This is a genomic window from Pseudomonas sp. TWP3-2 (assembly GCF_049897765.1).
In the GTDB taxonomy this organism is placed as follows: domain Bacteria; phylum Pseudomonadota; class Gammaproteobacteria; order Pseudomonadales; family Pseudomonadaceae; genus Aquipseudomonas.
In genome coordinates this window covers 397,589-417,426 of record NZ_JAFCWW010000001.1, presented here as the reverse complement: position 1 = coordinate 417,426, position 19,838 = coordinate 397,589, and the positions used below count along the sequence as shown (strand labels likewise).

Here is a 19,838-nt window from a genome sequence, read left to right as displayed (position 1 = left end):
AGCACCAAGCAGGGGCGGCACTTTCGTACCAGAAATTAATTCCTGACGAGCTGCAGAACTTTCCGACAAAAAAGGGTTGCACCCGGTTGCACCTCTTTCAGCGCACGGCTAATCTTGCCGCCAGCTGCTGCCACGCAACTGTGGCACCTATGAGGATAAAAATATGGCTACCACCACCCTTGGGGTCAAACTTGACGACCCGACCCGCGAGCGCCTGAAGGCTGCCGCGACCTCGATTGATCGCACGCCGCACTGGCTGATCAAACAGGCAATTTTCAATTACCTGGAAAAACTCGAGGGTGGTGCAACCCTGACCGAGCTGAACGGTTTGACCGCCAAGGACGCCGACGAAGCGGGCGAAGTGCACAACGATCACGCGCACCAGTGCTTCCTCGAATTCGCTGAAAGCATCCTGCCGCAATCGGTACTGCGTGCCTCGATCACTGCCGCTTACCGTCGCCCGGAGCCGGAAGTGGTGCCGATGCTGATCGAGCAGGCGCGTTTGCCTGCAGCGATGGCCGAAGCCACCAACAAACTCGCCGCCTCCATCGCAGAAAAACTGCGTAACCAGAAAAGTGCCGGCGGTCGTGCAGGCATTGTTCAGGGGCTGTTGCAGGAATTTTCCCTGTCGTCCCAGGAAGGCGTGGCCCTGATGTGCCTCGCCGAAGCGCTGCTGCGCATCCCGGACAAAGGCACTCGCGATGCACTGATCCGCGACAAGATCAGCACCGGCAACTGGCATCCGCACCTAGGCAACAGCCCTTCGCTGTTCGTCAACGCTGCCACTTGGGGCTTGTTGCTGACCGGAAAACTGGTCGCCACCCATAACGAAGCCGGCCTGACTTCGTCGCTGAGCCGCATCATCGGCAAGAGCGGCGAGCCGATGATCCGCAAGGGCGTCGACATGGCCATGCGCCTGATGGGCGAGCAGTTCGTCACCGGCGAAACCATCGCCGAAGCGCTGGCCAACGCGAGCAAGTTCGAAGCCAAGGGCTTCCGTTATTCCTACGACATGCTCGGTGAAGCGGCGCTGACCGAACACGACGCGCAGAAGTACCTCGCTTCGTACGAACAAGCCATTCACTCGATCGGCAAAGCCTCCCACGGTCGTGGGATTTATGAAGGCCCGGGCATTTCGATCAAGCTGTCCGCACTGCACCCGCGCTACAGCCGCGCCCAGTACGAACGCGTGATGGACGAGTTGTACCCGCGCCTGCTGTCGCTGACCTTGCTGGCCAAGCAATACGACATCGGCCTGAACATCGACGCCGAAGAAGCCGACCGTCTCGAACTGTCGCTGGATCTGCTCGAGCGCCTGTGCTTCGAACCGCAACTGACTGGCTGGAACGGCATCGGTTTCGTGATTCAGGCTTACCAGAAGCGTTGCCCGTATGTGATCGACTACGTGATCGATCTGGCGCGTCGCAGCCGTCATCGCCTGATGATCCGCCTGGTGAAAGGCGCGTACTGGGACAGCGAAATCAAGCGCGCCCAGGTCGAAGGTCTGGAAGGCTATCCGGTCTACACCCGCAAGGTGTACACCGACGTTTCCTACATCGCTTGCGCACGCAAACTGCTGTCGGTGCCGGAAGTCATCTACCCGCAATTCGCCACGCACAACGCCCATACCCTGTCGGCGATTTACCACATTGCCGGTCAGAACTATTACCCCGGCCAGTACGAATTTCAGTGCCTGCACGGCATGGGCGAACCGCTGTATGAGCAAGTTGTAGGCAAAGTTTCCGAAGGCAAGCTGAACCGTCCGTGCCGCGTGTACGCTCCGGTCGGCACCCATGAAACCCTGCTGGCGTATCTCGTACGCCGCTTGCTGGAAAACGGTGCCAACACTTCGTTCGTCAACCGCATCGCTGACCAGTCGATTTCGATTCAGGAGCTGGTGGCCGATCCGGTTGCTCAGATCGAGCAGATGGCGACCGTGGAAGGTGGCTTCGGCCTGCCGCACCCGCGTATCCCGCTGCCGCGCGACCTGTACGGTGCCGAGCGCGCCAACTCCAGCGGCATCGACATGGCCAACGAACATCGTCTGGCATCCTTGTCCTGCGCCCTGCTGGCGACCGCGCACAACAACTGGAAAGCCGCGCCGATGCTTGGCTGCGCTTCCAGCAATGAAGCCGCTGCCCCGGTATTGAACCCGTCCGATCTGCGCGACGTGGTGGGTCATGTACAGGAAGCGACCGTCGAAGACGTCGACAACGCGATTCAATGTGCGCTGAACGCGGCACCGATCTGGCAGGCTACCCCGCCAGCCGAGCGCGCGGCGATTCTGGAACGCGCTGCTGATCTGATGGAAGGCGAGATCCAGCCGCTGATGGGCCTGCTGGCGCGTGAAGCCGGTAAAACCTTCGCCAACGCCATCGCCGAAGTCCGCGAAGCCGTCGACTTCCTGCGCTACTACGCAGTGCAGGCGCGCAACGATTTCAGCAACGACGCCCACCGCCCACTGGGTCCGGTGGTGTGCATCAGCCCGTGGAACTTCCCGCTGGCAATCTTCAGCGGTCAAGTCGCCGCCGCACTGGCCGCCGGTAACCCGGTACTGGCCAAACCGGCCGAACAGACCCCGCTGGTTGCCGCGCAAGCCGTGCGTTTGCTGCTTGAAGCCGGGATTCCTGAAGGCGTGCTGCAACTGCTGCCGGGTCGCGGTGAAACCGTCGGCGCCGGTCTGGTGGGTGATGAGCGCGTCAAAGGCGTGATGTTCACCGGCTCCACCGAAGTTGCGCGCTTGCTGCAACGCAACATTGCCGGTCGCCTCGACAACCAGGGTCGTCCGATTCCGCTGATCGCCGAAACCGGTGGCCAGAACGCGATGATCGTCGACTCCTCGGCACTGACCGAGCAAGTTGTGATCGACGTGGTTTCGTCGGCCTTCGACAGCGCCGGTCAACGTTGCTCGGCGCTGCGGGTTCTATGCCTGCAGGAAGATTCCGCTGATCGCGTCATCGAAATGCTCAAGGGCGCGATGGCTGAATCGCGCCTCGGTAACCCGGAGCGTCTGAACGTGGACATCGGCCCGGTGATCGACGCCGAAGCCAAGGCTGGCATCGAGAAGCATATCCAGGGCATGCGCGACAAAGGTCGCACCGTGTACCAGATGGCCATCGCCGACAGCGAAGAAGTCAAACGTGGCACCTTCGTCATGCCAACGTTGATCGAACTGGAAAGCTTCGACGAATTGCAGCGCGAAATCTTCGGCCCGGTGCTGCACGTGGTGCGCTACAAGCGTAAAGAGATCGACCAGTTGATCGCGCAGATCAATGCGTCCGGTTACGGCCTGACCCTCGGCGTGCACACACGCATCGACGAGACCATCGCCAAGGTGATCGACAACGTCAACGCAGGTAACGTCTACGTTAACCGCAACATCGTCGGAGCCGTAGTCGGCGTGCAGCCGTTCGGTGGCGAAGGCTTGTCCGGCACCGGTCCGAAGGCCGGTGGCCCGCTGTACCTGTTCCGCCTGCTGTCGACGCGTCCTACCGATGCCATCGAACAATCCTTCGCTAGCGGTGATGCTGCCGTGGCACCGGACGTGCGTCTGCGTGACGCCATGAGCAAGGCGCTGACCGCACTGAAAGCCTGGGCCGACAGCAACAAGTTTGCCGACCTGAGCACCCTGTGCGTGCAGTACGCTGCGCAATCGCAGAGCGGTATCACCCGCGTACTGGCCGGCCCGACCGGCGAGAAGAACAGCTACGCAATCCTGCCGCGCGAACACGTGTTGTGCCTGGCGGACGTCGAAGGCGATCTGTTGACTCAACTGGCTGCGGTATTGGCGGTAGGCGGTTCGGCGGTATGGCCGGAGTCCGACATCAGCAAGGCATTGTTCGCACGCCTGCCGAAGGAGATTCAGGCGCGGATCAAACTGGTTTCCGACTGGAACAAGGACGAAGTGGTGTTTGATGCGGTTCTGCATCATGGCCATTCCGACCAGTTGCGTGCGGTTTGCCAGCAGGTTGCCAAGCGTGCCGGTGCGATTGTCGGAGTCCAGGGCTTGTCCCAGGGCGAGACCAACATTGCGCTGGAGCGTCTGGTGATCGAGCGCGCGCTAAGCGTTAACACTGCTGCGGCGGGCGGTAACGCCAGTCTGATGACAATCGGATAAAAGCAGCTGCAAGCTTCGAGCGACAAGCTGCAAGTAAAAGCGAACTGCTCTTACTTGCGGCTTGAAGCTTGTAGCTTGTAGCTTGTGCCGCCCCATCACCCTCATCTATCTTCCTTCCCCATTTTTATAAGCCTCCCTAGACTGCGGCATACTTTTTTAAGGTAGACCGCCATGTCCGAGACGTTGCTCAGTTCCCGCAATCTGGCTTTCGAGCTGTACGAAGTCCTCGATGCCGAGGGCCTGACCCGGCGTGAGCGGTTTGCCGAGCACACCCGCGAGACCTTCGATGCGGCCATCGGCACGGCGCGTAACATCGCCGAAAAGTACTTCGCACCGCACAACCGCAAGGGCGACGAGAACGAGCCGCGCTACGAAAACGGTCAGGCGATTCTGATTCCTGAAGTCAAACCGGCGGTGGATGCCTTCCTCGAAGCCGGATTCCTCAACGCAGCGCGAAGTTTCGACGCGGGCGGCATGCAACTTCCTACGCTTCTCTCCCAAGCCTGCTTTGCGCATTTCCAATCGGCCAACGCCGCATCGACTTCGTACCCATTCCTGACCATGGGCGCGGCCAACCTGATCGAAAGCTTCGGCACCGATGAGCAGAAGCAGCGCTTCCTGCAACCCATGATCGACGGGCGTTTCTTCGGCACCATGGCTCTGACCGAACCACACGCAGGTTCGTCGCTGTCGGATATTCGTACACGCGCCGAGCCTGCGTCTGACGGCACCTATCGCCTCAAGGGCAACAAGATCTTCATTTCCGGCGGAGATCATTCGCTCTCGGAAAACATCGTGCACATGGTGCTGGCCAAACTGCCGGACGCCCCGGCCGGGGTGAAAGGGATTTCGCTGTTCATCGTGCCGAAGTTTCTGGTCAACGATGACGGTAGCCTCGGCAAGCGCAACGATGTGCTGCTGGCCGGTCTGTTCCACAAGATGGGCTGGCGCGGGACCACTTCGACAGCGCTGAACTTCGGCGATAACGGCGAGTGCGTCGGCTACCTGGTGGGCAAGCCGCATCAGGGCCTGAGCTACATGTTCCAGATGATGAACGAGGCGCGCATTGGCGTCGGCATGGGCGCAGTGATGCTCGGTTATGCCGGTTACCTGTACTCGCTGGAATACGCCCGCGAACGTCCGCAAGGTCGCGTGCCTGACAGTAAAGACCCGAGCACCGCGCCCGTGCCGATCATTCAGCACGCCGACGTCAGACGCATGCTGCTGACGCAAAAATCCTACGTCGAAGGGGCGTTTGACCTCGGCCTGTACGCGGCGCGGTTATTCGATGACACCACGACACTGGAATCCGAAGCCGAGCGCAAACAGGCGCATGAGTTGCTGGATCTGCTGACGCCAATCGTCAAATCCTGGCCATCGGAGTTTTGCCTCAAGGCCAACGAACTGGCGATCCAGATTCTCGGCGGCCACGGTTATACCCGCGAATATCCGGTCGAACAGTACTACCGCGACAACCGCTTGAACCCGATCCACGAGGGTACTCACGGCATTCAGTCGCTGGACTTGCTCGGGCGCAAACTGGCGCAGAACGGTGGTGCTGGGCTGAAGCAGTTGATCCGCTTGATCGCCACCACCGCCGAGCGCGCCGTGGCATACGAATCCTTAACCGCATTGCGTGAGCCGCTGGAGAAGCTTGTGGCGCGTTTGCAGACCGTGACCATTGGCCTGCTGACCGACCTGGCGCAGGGCAAGGTCAACAGCAGCCTGGCGAATTCGGCGCTGTACCTGAAAGTGTTCGGGCACACGGTGATTGGCTGGCGCTGGCTGGAGCAGGCGATTCGGGCGGAGGAAGGGTTGGCTCGGGGGAATGTGGCGGATGCTGATTTCTATAAGGGCAAGTTGCAGGCGGCGCGGTATTTTCTGACGTGGGAAGTGCCGGGTTGTCATCATGAGTTGGCGTTGTTGGAAGCGCGGGATGATGTTTGCCTGAGCATGCAGGATGCGTGGTTCTGATCACAGTCATTCAGTGCTGCTGAAATCCAATCGCTGGCAAGCCAGCTCCCACAGGGTATGTGTTGGAACACTATTTTGTGTCCAGCGCGAAACCTGTGGGAGCTGGCTTGCCAGCGATGGCGTCAGCACAGTCGCCGCACTATTCAGCCAAGTTTGAACCCTCCCATCTGCCGCGCCAGATCATCCGCCAGCCGCTGCAACATCTGACAATCCTCGCGACAAGCCCGAACCTCCCCCGCCGTCGCCCGCGCCAGATCAGAAATCCCCTGCACGTTGCGGTTGATCTCCTCGGTCACTGCCGACTGCTCTTCAGTCGCCGTCGCCACCTGATGGTTCATGTCGCTGATGCGCTCCACCTGCCCGGTGATCGCTGTCAACGACGCACCGGTGCGCTGACTCGATTCGACGCCAGTACCCGTCGCAGCCTGCCCGGTGCGCATCGATGAAACCGCATTTTCCGCGCCCTGCTTGAGGCTGCCGATCATCTGCTGGATCTCGTCAGTCGAGGCCTGCGTGCGCCGCGCCAAGGTGCGCACTTCATCCGCCACCACGGCAAAACCACGACCCATGTCCCCGGCCCGCGCTGCTTCAATTGCCGCGTTCAGCGCCAACAGATTGGTCTGCTCGGATATCCCGCGAATCACCGCCAGCACCTGATCAATCGACGCGACCTGATGCGCCAACTCACCCACCGCGCCAGCCGCCAAGCCAATCTCATCCGACATGCTTTCAATATGCCGAATCGAGCCGCCGACCACTTCGCGCGCCTGCATCGCTTCATCGCGAGCAGTTTGTGACGCCAGCGCCGCGTTGCCCGCGTTCTGGGCGATTTCCTGCACGGTCAGGCCCATCTCGTGAACGGCGGTGGCGACCATGTCGGTCATCTCCTGCTGGCGACCGGAGCGCTCGGCGGTGTTATCCACAACCTTGGCCACTTGCACGACGGCGGTGCGCAAGCGTTCGCTGGTGGCCAGCACTTCGGCGATCATCCCGCGTTGGCTGTCGAGGAAGCGGTTGAAGCCTCGCGCAAGGTCACCGAGTTCATCGGCGCGGCTGGAATCTAACCGGTGAGTCAAATCTCCCCCACCGCTACCGATTGCTACCAGCGCGGCTGTTACCTGACGAATCGGTCGCACCAATCCCTGAGCTAACCAGACCACCAGTGCCAGACACACCAGTGCCACCACCAGGCCAATCCCGCTGCTCATCCACATCGCTCGCCGGGCTTCGGCGTAGATCTGCGACTGCGGCACTTCGGCCACCAGCGTCCAGCCCAGATCGCGCAATGGCAGGCTGAACGCGAGAAATTCCTCGCCGTCTCGCTGGAAGCTGCTGTTGGCGGAATTTTTGTGGCCCATAAGTGCTTGCGACGCCTCGGCGCCAACCTGCTCACTCAAGGTGCGCTTGCCACTGAATTGCGCTTCAGGATGGACTTGGATCAAACCGTCGGAACGCACGAGATAGACCTTGCCGCGCTCGCCGAAGCTGAAGTTGTGAATCAGCTCCGACAGCTCCTTCATGCTCAGCCCAAGCCCGGCCACGCCGACCACTTTGCCGGCCTGCTCGACCTTCAAATCAATGAACAACGCAAGCTCACCAGTCGCCCCGTCGTTGGCGATATTCAGGGTGCGCGGCTGATTACTGTCGAGAAAAGAGTAGAACCAGGCGTCGGCCGGATTGGATCGGCTGAGGGTGCGATCCAGACCTTTTTCGGTGAAGTAATGATTGGAGTCAGTGCCGACGATCAGTGCAGTGAAAGCTTTGTGTTCGGCGCGGATGCCTTCCAGATACCGCACGAAGTCCGCCGTTTTGCCGGCGTCTTCACCTGCGGCCAACCAGTCACGCACCATGCTGTTACTGGCAATGTCCTTGGCGGCAGTGAGCGGTTGAACGAGGATTCGTTCGATGTCATTGCGCGTCGCTTCGATGCTCGACGGCAGGGCTTGCTCGACCAGATAGCTCTGGGCGAGGCGGTTGACCACCAGGGTATAAATGCCAACCACGATCAGAATGCTGACCAGCAGAGCGGTGCCCATGCTGAGGATCAACTGCCACTGAATACTGCGACGCCAGAACTGCATGGAGCACCCCCAAAGAATAAGAGGCTGAAACATTGCAACAGCCGTGCCGATTGTATACAACCCGATCGACAATCCTACTCTTTGGTTGTGCGCAACCCATCAACCCTGATTGATGGTCTTGGCGATGGTCTCGACCGTGGCGCTGACTTGCTCTTGGTAACGCTCGAGTTCCAGCTGATGCTGCTTCTTCATTTCGATCTGCTGCGAGCACAGATTCATCGCCGCCAGCACCAGCAGACGATCACCGATCAGCGTCGGGTATTTGCGTTTGGTGTCGGCCAATGCAGCCTTGAGCATCAATGCGGCGTCCAGCAGGGTCTGTTCTTCCCCGGCCGGTGCCTTGATCGAATAGTCCTCCCCGAGAATCGAGACGACTTTTACCCCTGCTGTGCCGTGGTTCATGCGCTGACCGGACCGGCGTTGACGCGATCAACCAGGGCTTGAATGCGCGCGGCGGTGGCGCCGTGTTTTTCTTCCTGTTCCATCAGGTTCAGTTGCAGGCTCTCGTTTTCATCCTTGGCCTGGGCCAGTTCCGTGGACAGGGTCTGGTTGGTTTGCGTAAGGGTCTGGTTCTGTTGCACCAGGTCGCTGACGAGCTGTTCCAATTGGCTGAGGGATGCTTCCAACATGATGAATTCCAAGCAATTTCAAAGGGCGCGTACGATAAAGAAAAGTCGCCGTGGACGCTAGGGATAAACCGGCGCAAAGCCTTGATTTTCCTGACGACGGACCGTTCTTGCGAGTGTTAGAGACTGTGATCTGCCGATCTGGTTCCTGCACTTCGTCGATCCGGCCCGGATGCGACAAAAACGCGCACGGACTAAAGAGTTCGTTTTCAAGACCGATAAGTCATCCATCAGCAGTATTTGCCCGCATGGATGCGGCCCTCTTCGGTATCCGCCCCATGTCCCTTCGCAATATGAATATCGCGCCCCGCGCGTTCACCGGTTTCGCCCTGATCGGCGGCCTGATGCTGATCCTCGGGGTGTTTGCCCTGAACCAGATGAGCAAGATCCGCGCGGCTGGCGAAGACATCGCCAATGAAAGCGTGCCGTCGATCAAGGCTATCGATGAATTCACTCAACTGACGTTGCGCTTGCGAGTGCTTTCCTATCGCTTGCTGATCAACCGTGAACCGGACGTGCAGCAAAAAACCATCGAGCTGTTCGATTTGCGCAATCGCCAGATCGCCGATGCGCAAAAAGCCTACGAACCGCTGATCGATGGCCCGCAGGAACGCGCGGCGTACGACCAGTATCGCCAGTTGCTCGACCAATACCGCCAACTTGAAGACCGGATGAAATCCTTGTCGCGCAACAATCAGGTTGATGAACTGCGACAGATGCTCAACAGCGATTTGCTGAGTAACTCCGAAGCAGTGAACACCGCGCTGACGCGTCTGCTGGAGATCAACACTCAGCAGATTGCCGAGACCAATCAAGGCGCAAGCGACCAGTTTTCGATGTCGTTCGATCTGGTGGTGGGTTTGCTGCTGATCGCTACCGGCCTGACGATTCTGTTTGCCTGGCTGCTGACCAACAGCATCACCCGACCGATCGGCAAGGCCCTTGAGGCCGCGGAGACCATCGCCGAGGGCAATCTGACCCAGCCAATCCATGTCGATGGTGAAGATGAAGCCGGGCGCCTGCTGGCGGCCATGGCCAAGATGCAGTCGAAACTGCGCGACACCTTGCAGCGCATCTCCGGCTCGGCCACACAACTCGCTTCCGCAGCGGAAGAGCTGAACAGCGTCACCGACGAAAGCGCCCGTGGCCTGACCCAGCAGAACAACGAAATCGAACAAGCCGCGACCGCTGTCAACGAAATGACCAGCGCCGTGGAAGAAGTTGCGCGCAACGCGGTCAGCACTTCCGAAGCGTCGAAAAACGCTACCGCTTCGGCCGGTGATGGTCGCGATCTGGTGCAGGAAACGGTCAGCGCCATTGAGCGCATGAGCGTCGACGTGCAGAGCACCGCGAGCCTGATCGGTGATCTGGCCAATGAGTCCCGCGACATCGGCAAGGTGCTGGACGTGATTCGCGGTCTGGCGGATCAGACCAACCTGCTGGCGCTGAACGCCGCAATCGAAGCGGCGCGTGCCGGTGAAGCCGGTCGTGGTTTTGCCGTAGTAGCTGACGAAGTGCGTGCCTTGGCCCATCGCACGCAGCAGTCGACCAGCGAAATCGAGCGCATGATCGGCAGCATTCAGAGCGGCACCGAGCATGCTGTGGATTCGATGCGCAACAGCACCGAACGCGCTGAATCGACGTTGAACATTGCACGTGGCGCCGGCATGTCGCTGGACACCATCAACACGGCGATTGTCGAAATCAACGAGCGCAACCTGGTGATCGCCAGTGCCGCTGAAGAGCAGGCGCAGGTGGCGCGCGAGGTTGATCGCAATCTGGTGAACATTCGTGATCTGTCGGTGCAATCGGCGACCGGGGCGAATCAGACCAGTGCGGCGAGCAATGAGCTGTCGCGATTGGCGCTGGATCTGAACAACATGGTTGGGCGGTTTAGCCTTTAAGATCAAAGGCTAACCCCCTCACCCCAACCCTCTCCCCCAGGGGGGCGAGGGGGAAAGGGGGCAGATCGGGGAAGTTTCTGAACTTGAGTTCGATTCCGGACTTTCAGGTCGCAGTAACTTGAGCAAACAACTCGGTCAGTCCCCTCTCCCCCCGGGAGAGGGCTAGGGTGAGGGCAGCGGTCCCAAGCCGAACACCTGACTCGAATACGCCAGCGCAAAAAACCTTTTTGACAGCATCACATTTCAACAGGTTAGAATCGCTGGCACGCAGACTGCATGGTCAGTTTGTGCCCGTTTCCACGCTTCTGGAGTACTGCCTTTGAATGCGACGACCATCAACAGCCTGTTCTTGATCGGCGCGTTGCTGGTAGGTGCAAGCATTCTGGTGAGCTCACTTTCTTCGCGCCTCGGCATCCCGATTCTGGTGATCATCCTCGCGGTCGGCATGGCTGCCGGGGTCGATGGCGGCGGGATCATTTTCGATAACTATCCGACGGCCTATCTGGTCGGCAACCTCGCACTCGCGGTGATCCTGCTCGACGGCGGTTTGCGCACACGGGTCTCAAGTTTCCGCGTGGCGTTGTGGCCAGCCTTGTCGCTGGCAACGGTCGGGGTGTTGATCACCACCGGCCTGACCGGCATGGCCGCCGCGTGGCTGTTCGACCTGAACATGATTCAAGGCCTGTTGATCGGCGCGATTGTCGGCTCGACCGACGCCGCCGCGGTGTTCTCGCTGCTCGGCGGCAAGGGCCTGAACGAACGGGTAACTGCCACTCTGGAAATCGAGTCCGGTAGCAACGACCCGATGGCGGTGTTCCTCACCGTGACCCTGATCGACATGCTCGCCAGTGGTCAGACCGGCCTGCACTGGAGCCTGTTGACGCACCTGATCCGCGAGTTCGGTATCGGTGGCGTGATCGGTCTCGGTGGCGGCTGGCTGATGTTGCAACTGGTCAACCGCATCAACCTCGCGGCCGGGCTGTATCCGATTCTGGTGATTGCCGGCGGTCTGGTGGTGTTCGCGTTGACCAACGCCTTGCACGGCAGCGGTTTCCTCGCGGTTTACCTGTGCGGTCTGGTGATCGGCAACCGGCCGGTGCGCAGTCGTCACGGCATCCTGCACATGCTCGACGGCATGGCGTGGCTGGCGCAGATCGGCATGTTCCTCGTGCTGGGGCTGCTGGTCACACCGCATGATCTGCTGCCGATCGCCCTGCCCGCTCTGGGTCTGGCGCTGTGGATGATCCTGTTTGCGCGACCGTTGTCGGTCATGGTCGGGTTGTTGCCGTTCAAGGCGTTCCATGGGCGCGAGAAGGCGTTCATCTCCTGGGTTGGGCTACGCGGCGCGGTACCGATCATTCTGGCGGTGTTCCCGCTGATGGCCGGGCTGCCGAACGCGCAGCTGTACTTCAACCTGGCATTCTTTATCGTGCTGGTGTCGCTGCTCGTGCAGGGCACAAGCCTGCCGTGGGTGGCCAAACTGTTGAAGGTGACGGTACCGCCGGAGCCTGCGCCGATCTCGCGCGCGGCGCTGGAAGTACACGTCACCAGCGAGTGGGAGCTGTTCGTTTATCGCCTCGGCGCCGAGAAATGGTGCATCGGTTCACCCCTGCGCGAGCTGAAAATGCCCGAAGGCACCCGCATCGCGGCACTGTTTCGTGGGCAACAACTGCTCCATCCGTCGGGTAGTACGGTGCTGGAAGTCGATGATTTGCTGTGTGTTATCGGCCATGAACACAACTTGCCAGCCCTCGGAAAACTCTTCAGTCAGGCGCCACAACGCGGCCTCGATCTGCGCTTCTTCGGCGATTTCGTACTTGAAGGAGACGCCCAGCTCAAAGCGGTTGCCGCCCTTTACGGGTTGCCGGCCGAAGGCATCGATCCGGACATGACCCTGGGCACGTTCATCGCGCACAAAGTGGGTGGTGCGCCAATCGTCGGTGACCAGGTCGAGTGGAACAACACCCATTGGACGGTTGCGGTCATGGACGGGAACAAGATTGGCAAAGTCGGCGTCAGATTCCCCGAAGGAAGTCGCCCGGGCCCCGGTCTCTTCCTCTAAACTGCGTCCACTCTCACTTGCTCGACCGGTCTCTATGCCTAACCTGCGCTCCGTTTTCGCCGCCGCCCTGCTGGGCCTGAGTCTCACCGTCGGCCCGCTGTATGCCGCCGAACCGCCGTCCACTGCCACCGTACAGGCCAGCCTGGACAAGATCGCCGACAGCAAACTGCCGGAGGCTGATAAAAAGACTCTGCAAACCGTTCTGCAAAACACGCTGACCCAGCTCAATAACCAGCGTGACTACGAGCAGAAGCTGGTCGATCTCAAGCAGCAGTTGGCCAGCGCGCCGAAGGCAACCATCGAGAATGCTCGCGAGCTGACGCGCCTCAAGGCCAGCACGGTGATTCCGATTGCCCAGCGCTTTCCCAAGGAAAACATTCAGCAGCTCGAGCAGATTCTCACCGAGCGCTCGACCCAGCAAAGCGACCTGCAAAAAGCCCTGGCCGATGCCAACAGCCTGATCATCACCGCCCAGACTCGTCCCGAGCGGGCGCAGGCGGAGATATCCAGCAGCCAGACGCGCATTCAGCAGATCAACAACATCCTCAAGTCCGGCAAGGACAACGGCAAGGCCGTGAGCAGCGAACAACGCGACCTGCTCAACGCCGAGCTGGCCGCGCTGAATGCGCTGATTCCGCTGCGCCGTCAGGAGTTGGCCGGCAACAACCAACTGCAGGATCTGGGCAACAGCCAGCATGACTTGCTGTCAGAAAAAACCGAGCGCCTCGACCACGAGATTCAAGAGCTGCAGACACTGATCAACCAGAAGCGTCTGGCGCAGTCGCAGGAAACCGTCACCCAGCAGTCGATCGAAGCGCAGAAGTCCGGCAGCAGTGCCCTGCTCGCGACTGAAAGTGCGACCAACCTCAAGCTCTCCGATTACTTGCTGAAAAGCACCGACCGCCTCAACGAAGTCACCCAGCAAAACCTGCAAACCAAGCAGCAGCTGGACAGCGTGACCCAGAGCGACGCGGCGCTCGACGAGCAGATCAACGTGCTCAAGGGCAGTCTGCTACTGTCGAAAATTCTCTATAAGCAAAAGCAAGCGCTGCCACGCCTCAAGGTCGACCGCGATCTGGCCGATCAGATCGCCGATATTCGCCTGTATCAGTTCGACGTCAGTCAGCAGCGCGAACTGCTGAGCAATCCTGCGACTTATGTCGATACTCTGCTGGCCACACAGCCGCCGGAGCAAATCACACCGCAACTGCGCAAAAGCCTGCTGGAGCTGGCCAACACCCGTGCCGACCTGCTGGAACGCCTGAACCGCGAATTGAGCGCGATGCTCAATGAATCGATCACCCTGCAACTCAATCAGAAACAACTGCTGAGCACCGCGCAGAGCCTGCGTGCGACCCTCGACGAGCAGATGTTCTGGATCCCGAGCAACAAGCCGCTGGACACCGAATGGATGCGCGGCGTGCCGGAGCGGCTGAAACGCCAGGTTGATACGTTGCCGTGGACTTCCAGCCTCAGCGAGTTGGTTGATGGTCTGACTCAGCGCCCGCTACTGTTCCTGCCGCTGGCCCTGTTGATCGGCGCGCTGCTGTGGCGTCGCAAAAGTCTGTACGGGCGCCTGAACAAGGTTCACCAGGACATCGGTCACTTCAAACGCGACAGCCAATGGCACACGCCGCAGGCGATTCTGATCAACATCCTGCTGGCAATGCCGGTGGCGCTGGGCCTCGGCCTGTGCGGTCTGGCGTTGCAGATCGACGCCCGTGGGCAGAACGCCAATATGGGCGCGGCGCTATTGCAAATGGGCCAGGCGTGGCTGGTGTTCTACACCGCGTACCGGATTCTCGCGCCGGGCGGCGTTGCTGAATTGCACTTCCGCTGGGAGAAACCGCAGGTCGAATTCCTGCAAGGCTGGGTGCGCAAACTCGGGCTGGTGGTCATGGCATTGGTAGCCGTGGTTGCGGTCGCCGAGTTGCAACCGGCGGCATTGGCTGACGACGTGCTCGGTATGCCGGTGGTACTGACCTGCTACGCCCTGATGGCGTGGTTGCTCAGCCGCTTGCTGATCAGCAGCCCGACCCACGAAAACGCCTCGCTGTTCCGCAAGACATTGGGCGTGATGTTCACCCTGCTGCCGATCGCCTTGTTCGTAGCCGTGTGCTTTGGCTACTACTACACCGCGCTCAAGCTCAGTGATCGCTTGATCAACACGCTGTACCTGCTGATGTTCTGGCTGGTGATCGAAGCCACCTTCGTGCGTGGCCTGTCGGTTGCGGCGCGGCGCCTGGCTTACCAGCGTGCGCTGGCCAAACGTCAGGCGGCGAAAGAGGCTGGCGACGGCGAAGCAATCATCGAAGAACCGACGCTGGACATCGAAAAGGTCAACGAACAATCCCTGCGCCTGATCCGTCTGGCGCTGCTCAGCGGTTTTATCGCTGCGCTGTACTGGGTCTGGTCGGATCTGATCTCAGTGTTCTCGTACCTCGACAACATCACCCTCTACGAATACACCAGCGGCACCGGCGCCAACATGAGCATGGTGCCGATCAGCATCGGCGACATGCTCGGGGCGCTGATCATCATCGGCATCACCTTCGCCCTCGCCCGCAACTTGCCCGGCCTGCTCGAAGTGTTCGTGCTGTCGAAACTCAACCTGGCGCAGGGCAGCGCCTATGCGACCACAACGTTGCTGTCCTACGTGATCGCCGGCATCGGCTTTGTCTCGACCCTGTCGACCCTCGGCGTGAGTTGGGACAAGTTGCAATGGCTGGTGGCGGCGCTGTCAGTCGGCCTCGGGTTCGGTATGCAGGAGATCTTCGCGAACTTCATCTCCGGCATCATGATCCTGTTCGAGCGCCCGGTGCGCATCGGCGACACCATCACCATCGGCAACCTGTCCGGCACCGTGAGCAAGATCCGCATTCGTGCCACGACCATCACCGACTTCGACCGCAAGGACATCATTGTCCCGAACAAAACGTTCATCACCGGACAACTGATCAACTGGTCGCTGACGGACACCGTTACTCGAGTCACGCTGAAACTGGGTGTTGATTACGGTTCCGATCTGGATCTGGTCAAGGAGCTGCTGCTCAAGGCCGCCCGGGAAAACCCGCGCGTGCTCAAGGAACCGGAGCCGCTCGTGTACTTCCTCAACTTTGGCGAAAGCACCCTCGACCACGAACTGCGCATGCACGTTCGCGATCTGGGTGACCGCAACCCGGTGCTGGATGAGGTCAACCGCTTCATCAATAGCGAATTCAAGAAGCAGCACATCAACATTTCGTTCCGCCAGATGGAGGTTTACCTGAAGAACCTGCACGGCCAGGAATACAAGTTGGTGCCAATCGAACCCGAAAGCAAAACCATCGTCGCCGTGCCCGACGAGCAGAAACCGCTGCAAGAGCCGCCGCCGGTCAAACTCGACTAACCCGGTCAGACCCAGCAGAATGCCCGGACATTCTGCTGGAGCCGGCCCGTGAAAGCCCTCGACGAACTGACCTTCGACAATCGTTTCGCCCGCCTCGGCGATGCGTTCTCGGCCCATGTGCTGCCCGAACCGATCGACAATCCACGCCTGGTAGTCGCCAGCCCCGCCGCACTGGCGCTGCTCGATCTCGACCTGACGGTGGCCGATACCCAGGAATTCGCTGAACTGTTTGGCGGCCACAAGTTGTGGGCCGACGCCGAACCGCGCGCGATGGTGTATTCCGGGCATCAGTTCGGCGGCTACACGCCGCAGCTGGGCGATGGTCGCGGATTGTTGCTGGGCGAGGTGTACAACGAGGCCGGCGAGCATTGGGACTTGCACCTCAAGGGCGCAGGGCAGACGCCGTTCTCGCGCATGGGTGATGGTCGCGCGGTGCTGCGCTCATCGATCCGCGAATTCCTCGCCTCCGAAGCCTTGCACGGGCTGAACATTCCTTCTTCGCGCGCGGCCTGCGTGATCGGCTCCGACACTCCTGTCTGGCGTGAGAAGCAGGAACGCGCAGCGATGGTGCTGCGTCTGGCGCCGAGCCACATCCGTTTCGGCCACTTCGAATATTTCTACTACACCAAGCGGCCCGAACAGCAAAAGCTGCTCGGGGAGCATGTGCTGGCGATGCATTTTCCGGAATGTCTGGAGCAGCCGGAGCCTTATCTGGCGATGTTCCGCGAGATCGTTGAGCGTAACGCCGAACTGATCGCCAAGTGGCAGGCGTACGGTTTCTGCCACGGCGTGATGAACACCGACAACATGTCGATCCTCGGCATAACCTTCGACTTCGGCCCGTTCGCCTTCCTCGACGACTTCGATGCCAATTTCATCTGCAATCATTCCGATGATCAGGGCCGCTACTCGTTCAGCAATCAAGTGCCGATCGGACAGTGGAACCTCAGCGCCCTCGCCCAGGCGCTGACGCCATTCATCAGCGTCGACGCCCTGCGTGAAGCCCTGGGCCTGTATCTGCCGCTGTATCAAGCGCACTACCTCGACCTGATGCGCCACCGCCTCGGCTTCACCACGGCAGAAGATGACGATCAGAAACTCATCGAGCAACTGCTGCAATTGATGCAGAACAGCGGCGTCGACTACACGCTGTTTTTCCGCCGTTTAGGCGAGGATTCAGCCGAACAGAGCGTGGCTCGGCTGCGAGATGACTTCGTCGACATCAAAGGCTTCGATGCCTGGGGCGAGCAGTACGTCGCCCGGGTTGCGCGCGATGGCCTCAGCGATCAAGAAGCACGTCGTGCGCGGATGCATGCGGTGAATCCGCTGTACATCCTGCGCAACTATCTGGCGCAGAAAGCTATCGATGCGGCTGAACAAGGTGATTACTCGGAGGTTCGGCGCTTGCATGCGGTGCTGAGCAAACCGTTTGAAGAACAAACGGGGATGGACAGCTACGCCGAGCGGCCTCCGGAGTGGGGCAAGCATTTGGAGATTAGTTGTTCTTCGTAAGGAGCAATCAGTCCTGCGGATCGATAGCACTGACGACGCGAGCAACAATGTCGGCCATCGTGACATCATCTAGACGCTCGATGAATTTGGCTGAGCCGTCTCGTACACGCTGTTCGATATCGAAGCTGCGAACCTGATTGCAAACTGCAACGCCGTTGGTTTCGTGGCCAGAAATAACAACGGCAAGACCCGAATTTCGACTGAAGTTTCCACCACTGGTGACCGGGACAGTCATGCTGACGCCCAAAGCGTTGATTTCCCGAGGCGTGATCACTACAAAGCGGTGTCGATTCATCATTTCCCGCCCCGCCACCGGATTTGGATCAATCCAATAAACATCACCCCGCTGTGGGGGTTGCCTGCGTACCATCAACCCAACTCCCGACCAACAGGATCACCTTCACGAGCCTCGGCTGTTTGGGCATTCAATTCCTGAAGCGACTCTGACCCTTCGAGAAGTTCAGACAGGTTGTAACGCTTGCGTGCGGGAGGAGCCACCGGTCGTGCGACCAGCTCACCATCGACCACATTCAATTCCAACTGCGCCCCGACTTCGAGGTGCAAGAGCTTCAGCAGTGTCGGCGGAATGGTGATGACAGCGGCACCACCCTGACGACGTATTTTGGAGGTTACGGACATGAAATCACTCCGATTCGGAAAAATATGGCTATCAATTTCTTGATTAGTGCAACAAAAGTAGCACGCAGATATAAGCAAAGCGACATCCCCACGACAAGCGTAAAAAAATTGAGTTCGCTAGCAGCCTAGTCATCGATTGGGCAATTCAACGCGCATAACTGTTAGCAGTTGCAACATTGATAATTCACTCCTGCGTCACTACATCAGTTGCATAGACCTCCTCTTCAAGAGCCAATCATGACCAACCCACTCCTGATCCCCTGCCCCCACTGCAACGGCCTCAACCGCATCCCCGCCGAACGCCTCGGCGACGCACCCAAGTGCGGGCGCTGCAAGGCTGAGGTTCTATTGAGCAAGCCGTTCGAACTCAAGCAAGGCGATTACGCCAGTCAGATCAAGGGTGATCTGCCGTTATTGGTGGACGTGTGGGCGGACTGGTGCGGGCCGTGCAAGTCGTTTGCACCGGTGTTCGAGCAGGCGGCGGCGCAGTTGGCGGGCAAGTGTCGGCTGGCCAAGCTCGACAGCGAGGCGAATCAGCAACTGTCGGCGCAGTTGGGGATTCGCTCGATTCCGAGTTTGATTCTGTTCAAGAATGGCCGGGAAGTGGCGCGCCAGAGTGGGGCGTTTCCGCTGCCGCAGTTGATGGCGTGGTTGCGTAGCCAAGGCATCTGACACGCCCCCCTGGGAGCTAGCAGGCTAGCTCCCACATTGGTTTGTGGGGTAGCTTGAAATTCAGGCTTCGAGCAGGTTGTGCAGCTCGACAAACTGCTGCGTCAGCTTGTGCCGTGGATCGAGGTGGATCAGCGGCGTATTCGCCTGATGCGACTCACGCATGCGCACCGAGCTGGTGAGATACACCGGCAGCACCGGCAAACCCTCGGCAATCAACTCATCAAGAATCTGCTGCGGCAGGCTCGCCCGGGCCTGGAACTGGTTGACCACGATGCCTTCGACTTCGAGGCCTTCATTGTGGTCTTCCTTCAGCTCTTCTATTTCCTCCAACAAGCCATACAGGGCCTGACGCGAGAAACTGTCGCAGTCGAACGGAATCAACACACGATCTGCGGCAATCAGCGCCGATACCGCATAGAAATTCAAGGCTGGCGGCGTATCGAGGTAAATCCGATCGTAATCTTCCGAGAGTTCGTCGAGCAATTTACGCAGCTTGTTGATCTTGTGCTTGGCCTCAAGCTTGGGCTGCAAGTCGGCCAGTTCGGCAGTAGCGGTGATGATGTGCAGGTTATCGAACGGAGTTTCGTAGATATCCGCCTGATTCTTCTTCGAGAACGGCCCTGAAGACAGGGTCTGCTTGAAGAAATCGGCAATACCCATCGGAATGTCGTTACCCGTGAAGCCGGTCAGATACTGAGTGGAATTGGCCTGGGCATCGAGGTCCACCAACAACGTGCGATAACCTTCGCTGGCGCTGACCGCCGCCAGATTGCAGGCAATGCTCGACTTGCCTACGCCACCTTTCTGATTGAACACCACGCGCCGCATGACAAAACCTCCGTGTATCAAAGAATGACCGAGTG

The 19,838-nt window shown here is 59.7% G+C and carries 13 protein-coding genes and 2 pseudogenes; 8 read left to right on the top strand and 7 right to left on the bottom strand.

Going from position 1 to position 19,838, the window contains the following annotated elements; translation table 11 throughout:
* The first annotated feature begins 163 nt into the window (after positions 1-163).
* Complete coding sequence (gene putA, locus ACP7EE_RS01910) at positions 164-4,117, top strand: trifunctional transcriptional regulator/proline dehydrogenase/L-glutamate gamma-semialdehyde dehydrogenase (protein ID WP_426233122.1); 3,954 nt, start codon at positions 164-166, stop codon at positions 4,115-4,117.
* Between the two features lie 171 nt (positions 4,118-4,288).
* Positions 4,289-6,091: an acyl-CoA dehydrogenase gene (locus tag ACP7EE_RS01905; RefSeq protein WP_426233120.1), complete on the top strand. Its 1,803-nt coding sequence runs from the start codon at positions 4,289-4,291 to the stop codon at positions 6,089-6,091.
* 143 nt (positions 6,092-6,234) lie between these two features.
* Here the strand turns inward: ACP7EE_RS01905 and ACP7EE_RS01900 are convergent, their stop codons facing one another.
* The 4 genes and pseudogenes from ACP7EE_RS01900 to ACP7EE_RS01885 form a co-directional block, all read right to left on the bottom strand.
* Positions 6,235-6,966: a methyl-accepting chemotaxis protein gene (locus tag ACP7EE_RS01900; protein WP_420647170.1), complete on the bottom strand. Its 732-nt coding sequence runs from the start codon at positions 6,964-6,966 to the stop codon at positions 6,235-6,237.
* Between the two features lie 135 nt (positions 6,967-7,101).
* A pseudogene (locus ACP7EE_RS01895) lies at positions 7,102-8,127 on the bottom strand (cache domain-containing sensor histidine kinase); the annotation flags it as partial.
* A gap of 144 nt (positions 8,128-8,271) precedes the next feature.
* Positions 8,272-8,574, bottom strand: a complete 303-nt coding sequence (locus ACP7EE_RS01890) for a cell division protein ZapA (protein ID WP_420646939.1) — start codon at positions 8,572-8,574, stop codon at positions 8,272-8,274.
* On the bottom strand, positions 8,571-8,801 hold the full coding sequence (locus ACP7EE_RS01885; RefSeq protein ID WP_420646938.1) for a hypothetical protein: 231 nt from the start codon (positions 8,799-8,801) through the stop codon (positions 8,571-8,573). Before ACP7EE_RS01885 ends, ACP7EE_RS01890 begins: the two co-directional genes overlap by 4 nt.
* Positions 8,802-9,046: 245 nt before the next feature.
* On the opposite strand from ACP7EE_RS01885, the pseudogene ACP7EE_RS01880 reads away from it, so the two are divergent.
* The 5 genes and pseudogenes from ACP7EE_RS01880 to selO all read left to right on the top strand — a co-directional run.
* A pseudogene (locus ACP7EE_RS01880) lies at positions 9,047-9,799 on the top strand (MCP four helix bundle domain-containing protein); the annotation flags it as partial.
* Positions 9,800-9,829: 30 nt separating this feature from the next.
* Positions 9,830-10,702 (top strand): methyl-accepting chemotaxis protein, encoded by an 873-nt coding sequence (locus ACP7EE_RS01875; RefSeq protein ID WP_420647169.1) that lies wholly within the window; start codon positions 9,830-9,832, stop codon positions 10,700-10,702.
* A gap of 319 nt (positions 10,703-11,021) precedes the next feature.
* Entirely contained in the window at positions 11,022-12,764 is a 1,743-nt protein-coding gene (locus ACP7EE_RS01870; protein ID WP_426201692.1) for a potassium/proton antiporter, read from the top strand.
* Positions 12,765-12,798: 34 nt separating this feature from the next.
* Positions 12,799-16,152 carry a mechanosensitive channel MscK gene (gene mscK / locus ACP7EE_RS01865; RefSeq protein WP_426201694.1) on the top strand — a complete coding sequence of 1,118 codons (3,354 nt, stop codon included), beginning with the start codon at positions 12,799-12,801 and terminating at the stop codon, positions 16,150-16,152.
* A 48-nt stretch (positions 16,153-16,200) separates the two neighbouring features.
* The gene (gene selO, locus ACP7EE_RS01860; protein WP_426233117.1) at positions 16,201-17,664 is read left to right on the top strand and encodes a protein adenylyltransferase SelO; all 1,464 of its coding nucleotides are present in this window, start codon (positions 16,201-16,203) and stop codon (positions 17,662-17,664) included.
* 7 nt (positions 17,665-17,671) lie between these two features.
* On the opposite strand, the gene ACP7EE_RS01855 is transcribed toward selO, so the two are convergent.
* Together ACP7EE_RS01855 and ACP7EE_RS01850 are read right to left on the bottom strand one after the other, a co-directional pair.
* Positions 17,672-18,034 (bottom strand): type II toxin-antitoxin system PemK/MazF family toxin, encoded by a 363-nt coding sequence (locus ACP7EE_RS01855; protein WP_426233115.1) that lies wholly within the window; start codon positions 18,032-18,034, stop codon positions 17,672-17,674.
* Positions 18,034-18,303, bottom strand: coding sequence for an AbrB/MazE/SpoVT family DNA-binding domain-containing protein (locus ACP7EE_RS01850; protein ID WP_426233113.1), 270 nt, complete (start codon positions 18,301-18,303; stop codon positions 18,034-18,036). The genes ACP7EE_RS01855 and ACP7EE_RS01850 overlap by 1 nt, the downstream gene beginning before the upstream one ends.
* A 237-nt stretch (positions 18,304-18,540) precedes the next feature.
* Between ACP7EE_RS01850 and trxC the strand changes: the two genes are divergently transcribed.
* Positions 18,541-18,975: a thioredoxin TrxC gene (trxC, locus tag ACP7EE_RS01845; protein ID WP_426201702.1), complete on the top strand. Its 435-nt coding sequence runs from the start codon at positions 18,541-18,543 to the stop codon at positions 18,973-18,975.
* 60 nt (positions 18,976-19,035) lie between these two features.
* On the opposite strand, the gene ACP7EE_RS01840 is transcribed toward trxC, so the two are convergent.
* Positions 19,036-19,803: a ParA family protein gene (locus ACP7EE_RS01840; RefSeq protein ID WP_426233111.1), complete on the bottom strand. Its 768-nt coding sequence runs from the start codon at positions 19,801-19,803 to the stop codon at positions 19,036-19,038.
* Positions 19,804-19,838: the final 35 nt, after the last annotated feature.

Coding starts and splice junctions, on each gene's coding strand:
- putA (WP_426233122.1), top strand. CDS start 164: ATGGCTACCACCACCCTTGGGGTCAAACTTGACGACCCGACCCGCGAG.
- ACP7EE_RS01905 (WP_426233120.1), top strand. CDS start 4,289: ATGTCCGAGACGTTGCTCAGTTCCCGCAATCTGGCTTTCGAGCTGTAC.
- ACP7EE_RS01900 (WP_420647170.1), bottom strand. CDS start 6,966: ATGGTCGCCACCGCCGTTCACGAGATGGGCCTGACCGTGCAGGAAATC.
- ACP7EE_RS01890 (WP_420646939.1), bottom strand. CDS start 8,574: ATGAACCACGGCACAGCAGGGGTAAAAGTCGTCTCGATTCTCGGGGAG.
- ACP7EE_RS01885 (WP_420646938.1), bottom strand. CDS start 8,801: ATGTTGGAAGCATCCCTCAGCCAATTGGAACAGCTCGTCAGCGACCTG.
- ACP7EE_RS01875 (WP_420647169.1), top strand. CDS start 9,830: ATGGCCAAGATGCAGTCGAAACTGCGCGACACCTTGCAGCGCATCTCC.
- mscK (WP_426201694.1), top strand. CDS start 12,799: ATGCCTAACCTGCGCTCCGTTTTCGCCGCCGCCCTGCTGGGCCTGAGT.
- ACP7EE_RS01855 (WP_426233115.1), bottom strand. CDS start 18,034: ATGGTACGCAGGCAACCCCCACAGCGGGGTGATGTTTATTGGATTGAT.
- ACP7EE_RS01850 (WP_426233113.1), bottom strand. CDS start 18,303: ATGTCCGTAACCTCCAAAATACGTCGTCAGGGTGGTGCCGCTGTCATC.
- trxC (WP_426201702.1), top strand. CDS start 18,541: ATGACCAACCCACTCCTGATCCCCTGCCCCCACTGCAACGGCCTCAAC.
- ACP7EE_RS01840 (WP_426233111.1), bottom strand. CDS start 19,803: ATGCGGCGCGTGGTGTTCAATCAGAAAGGTGGCGTAGGCAAGTCGAGC.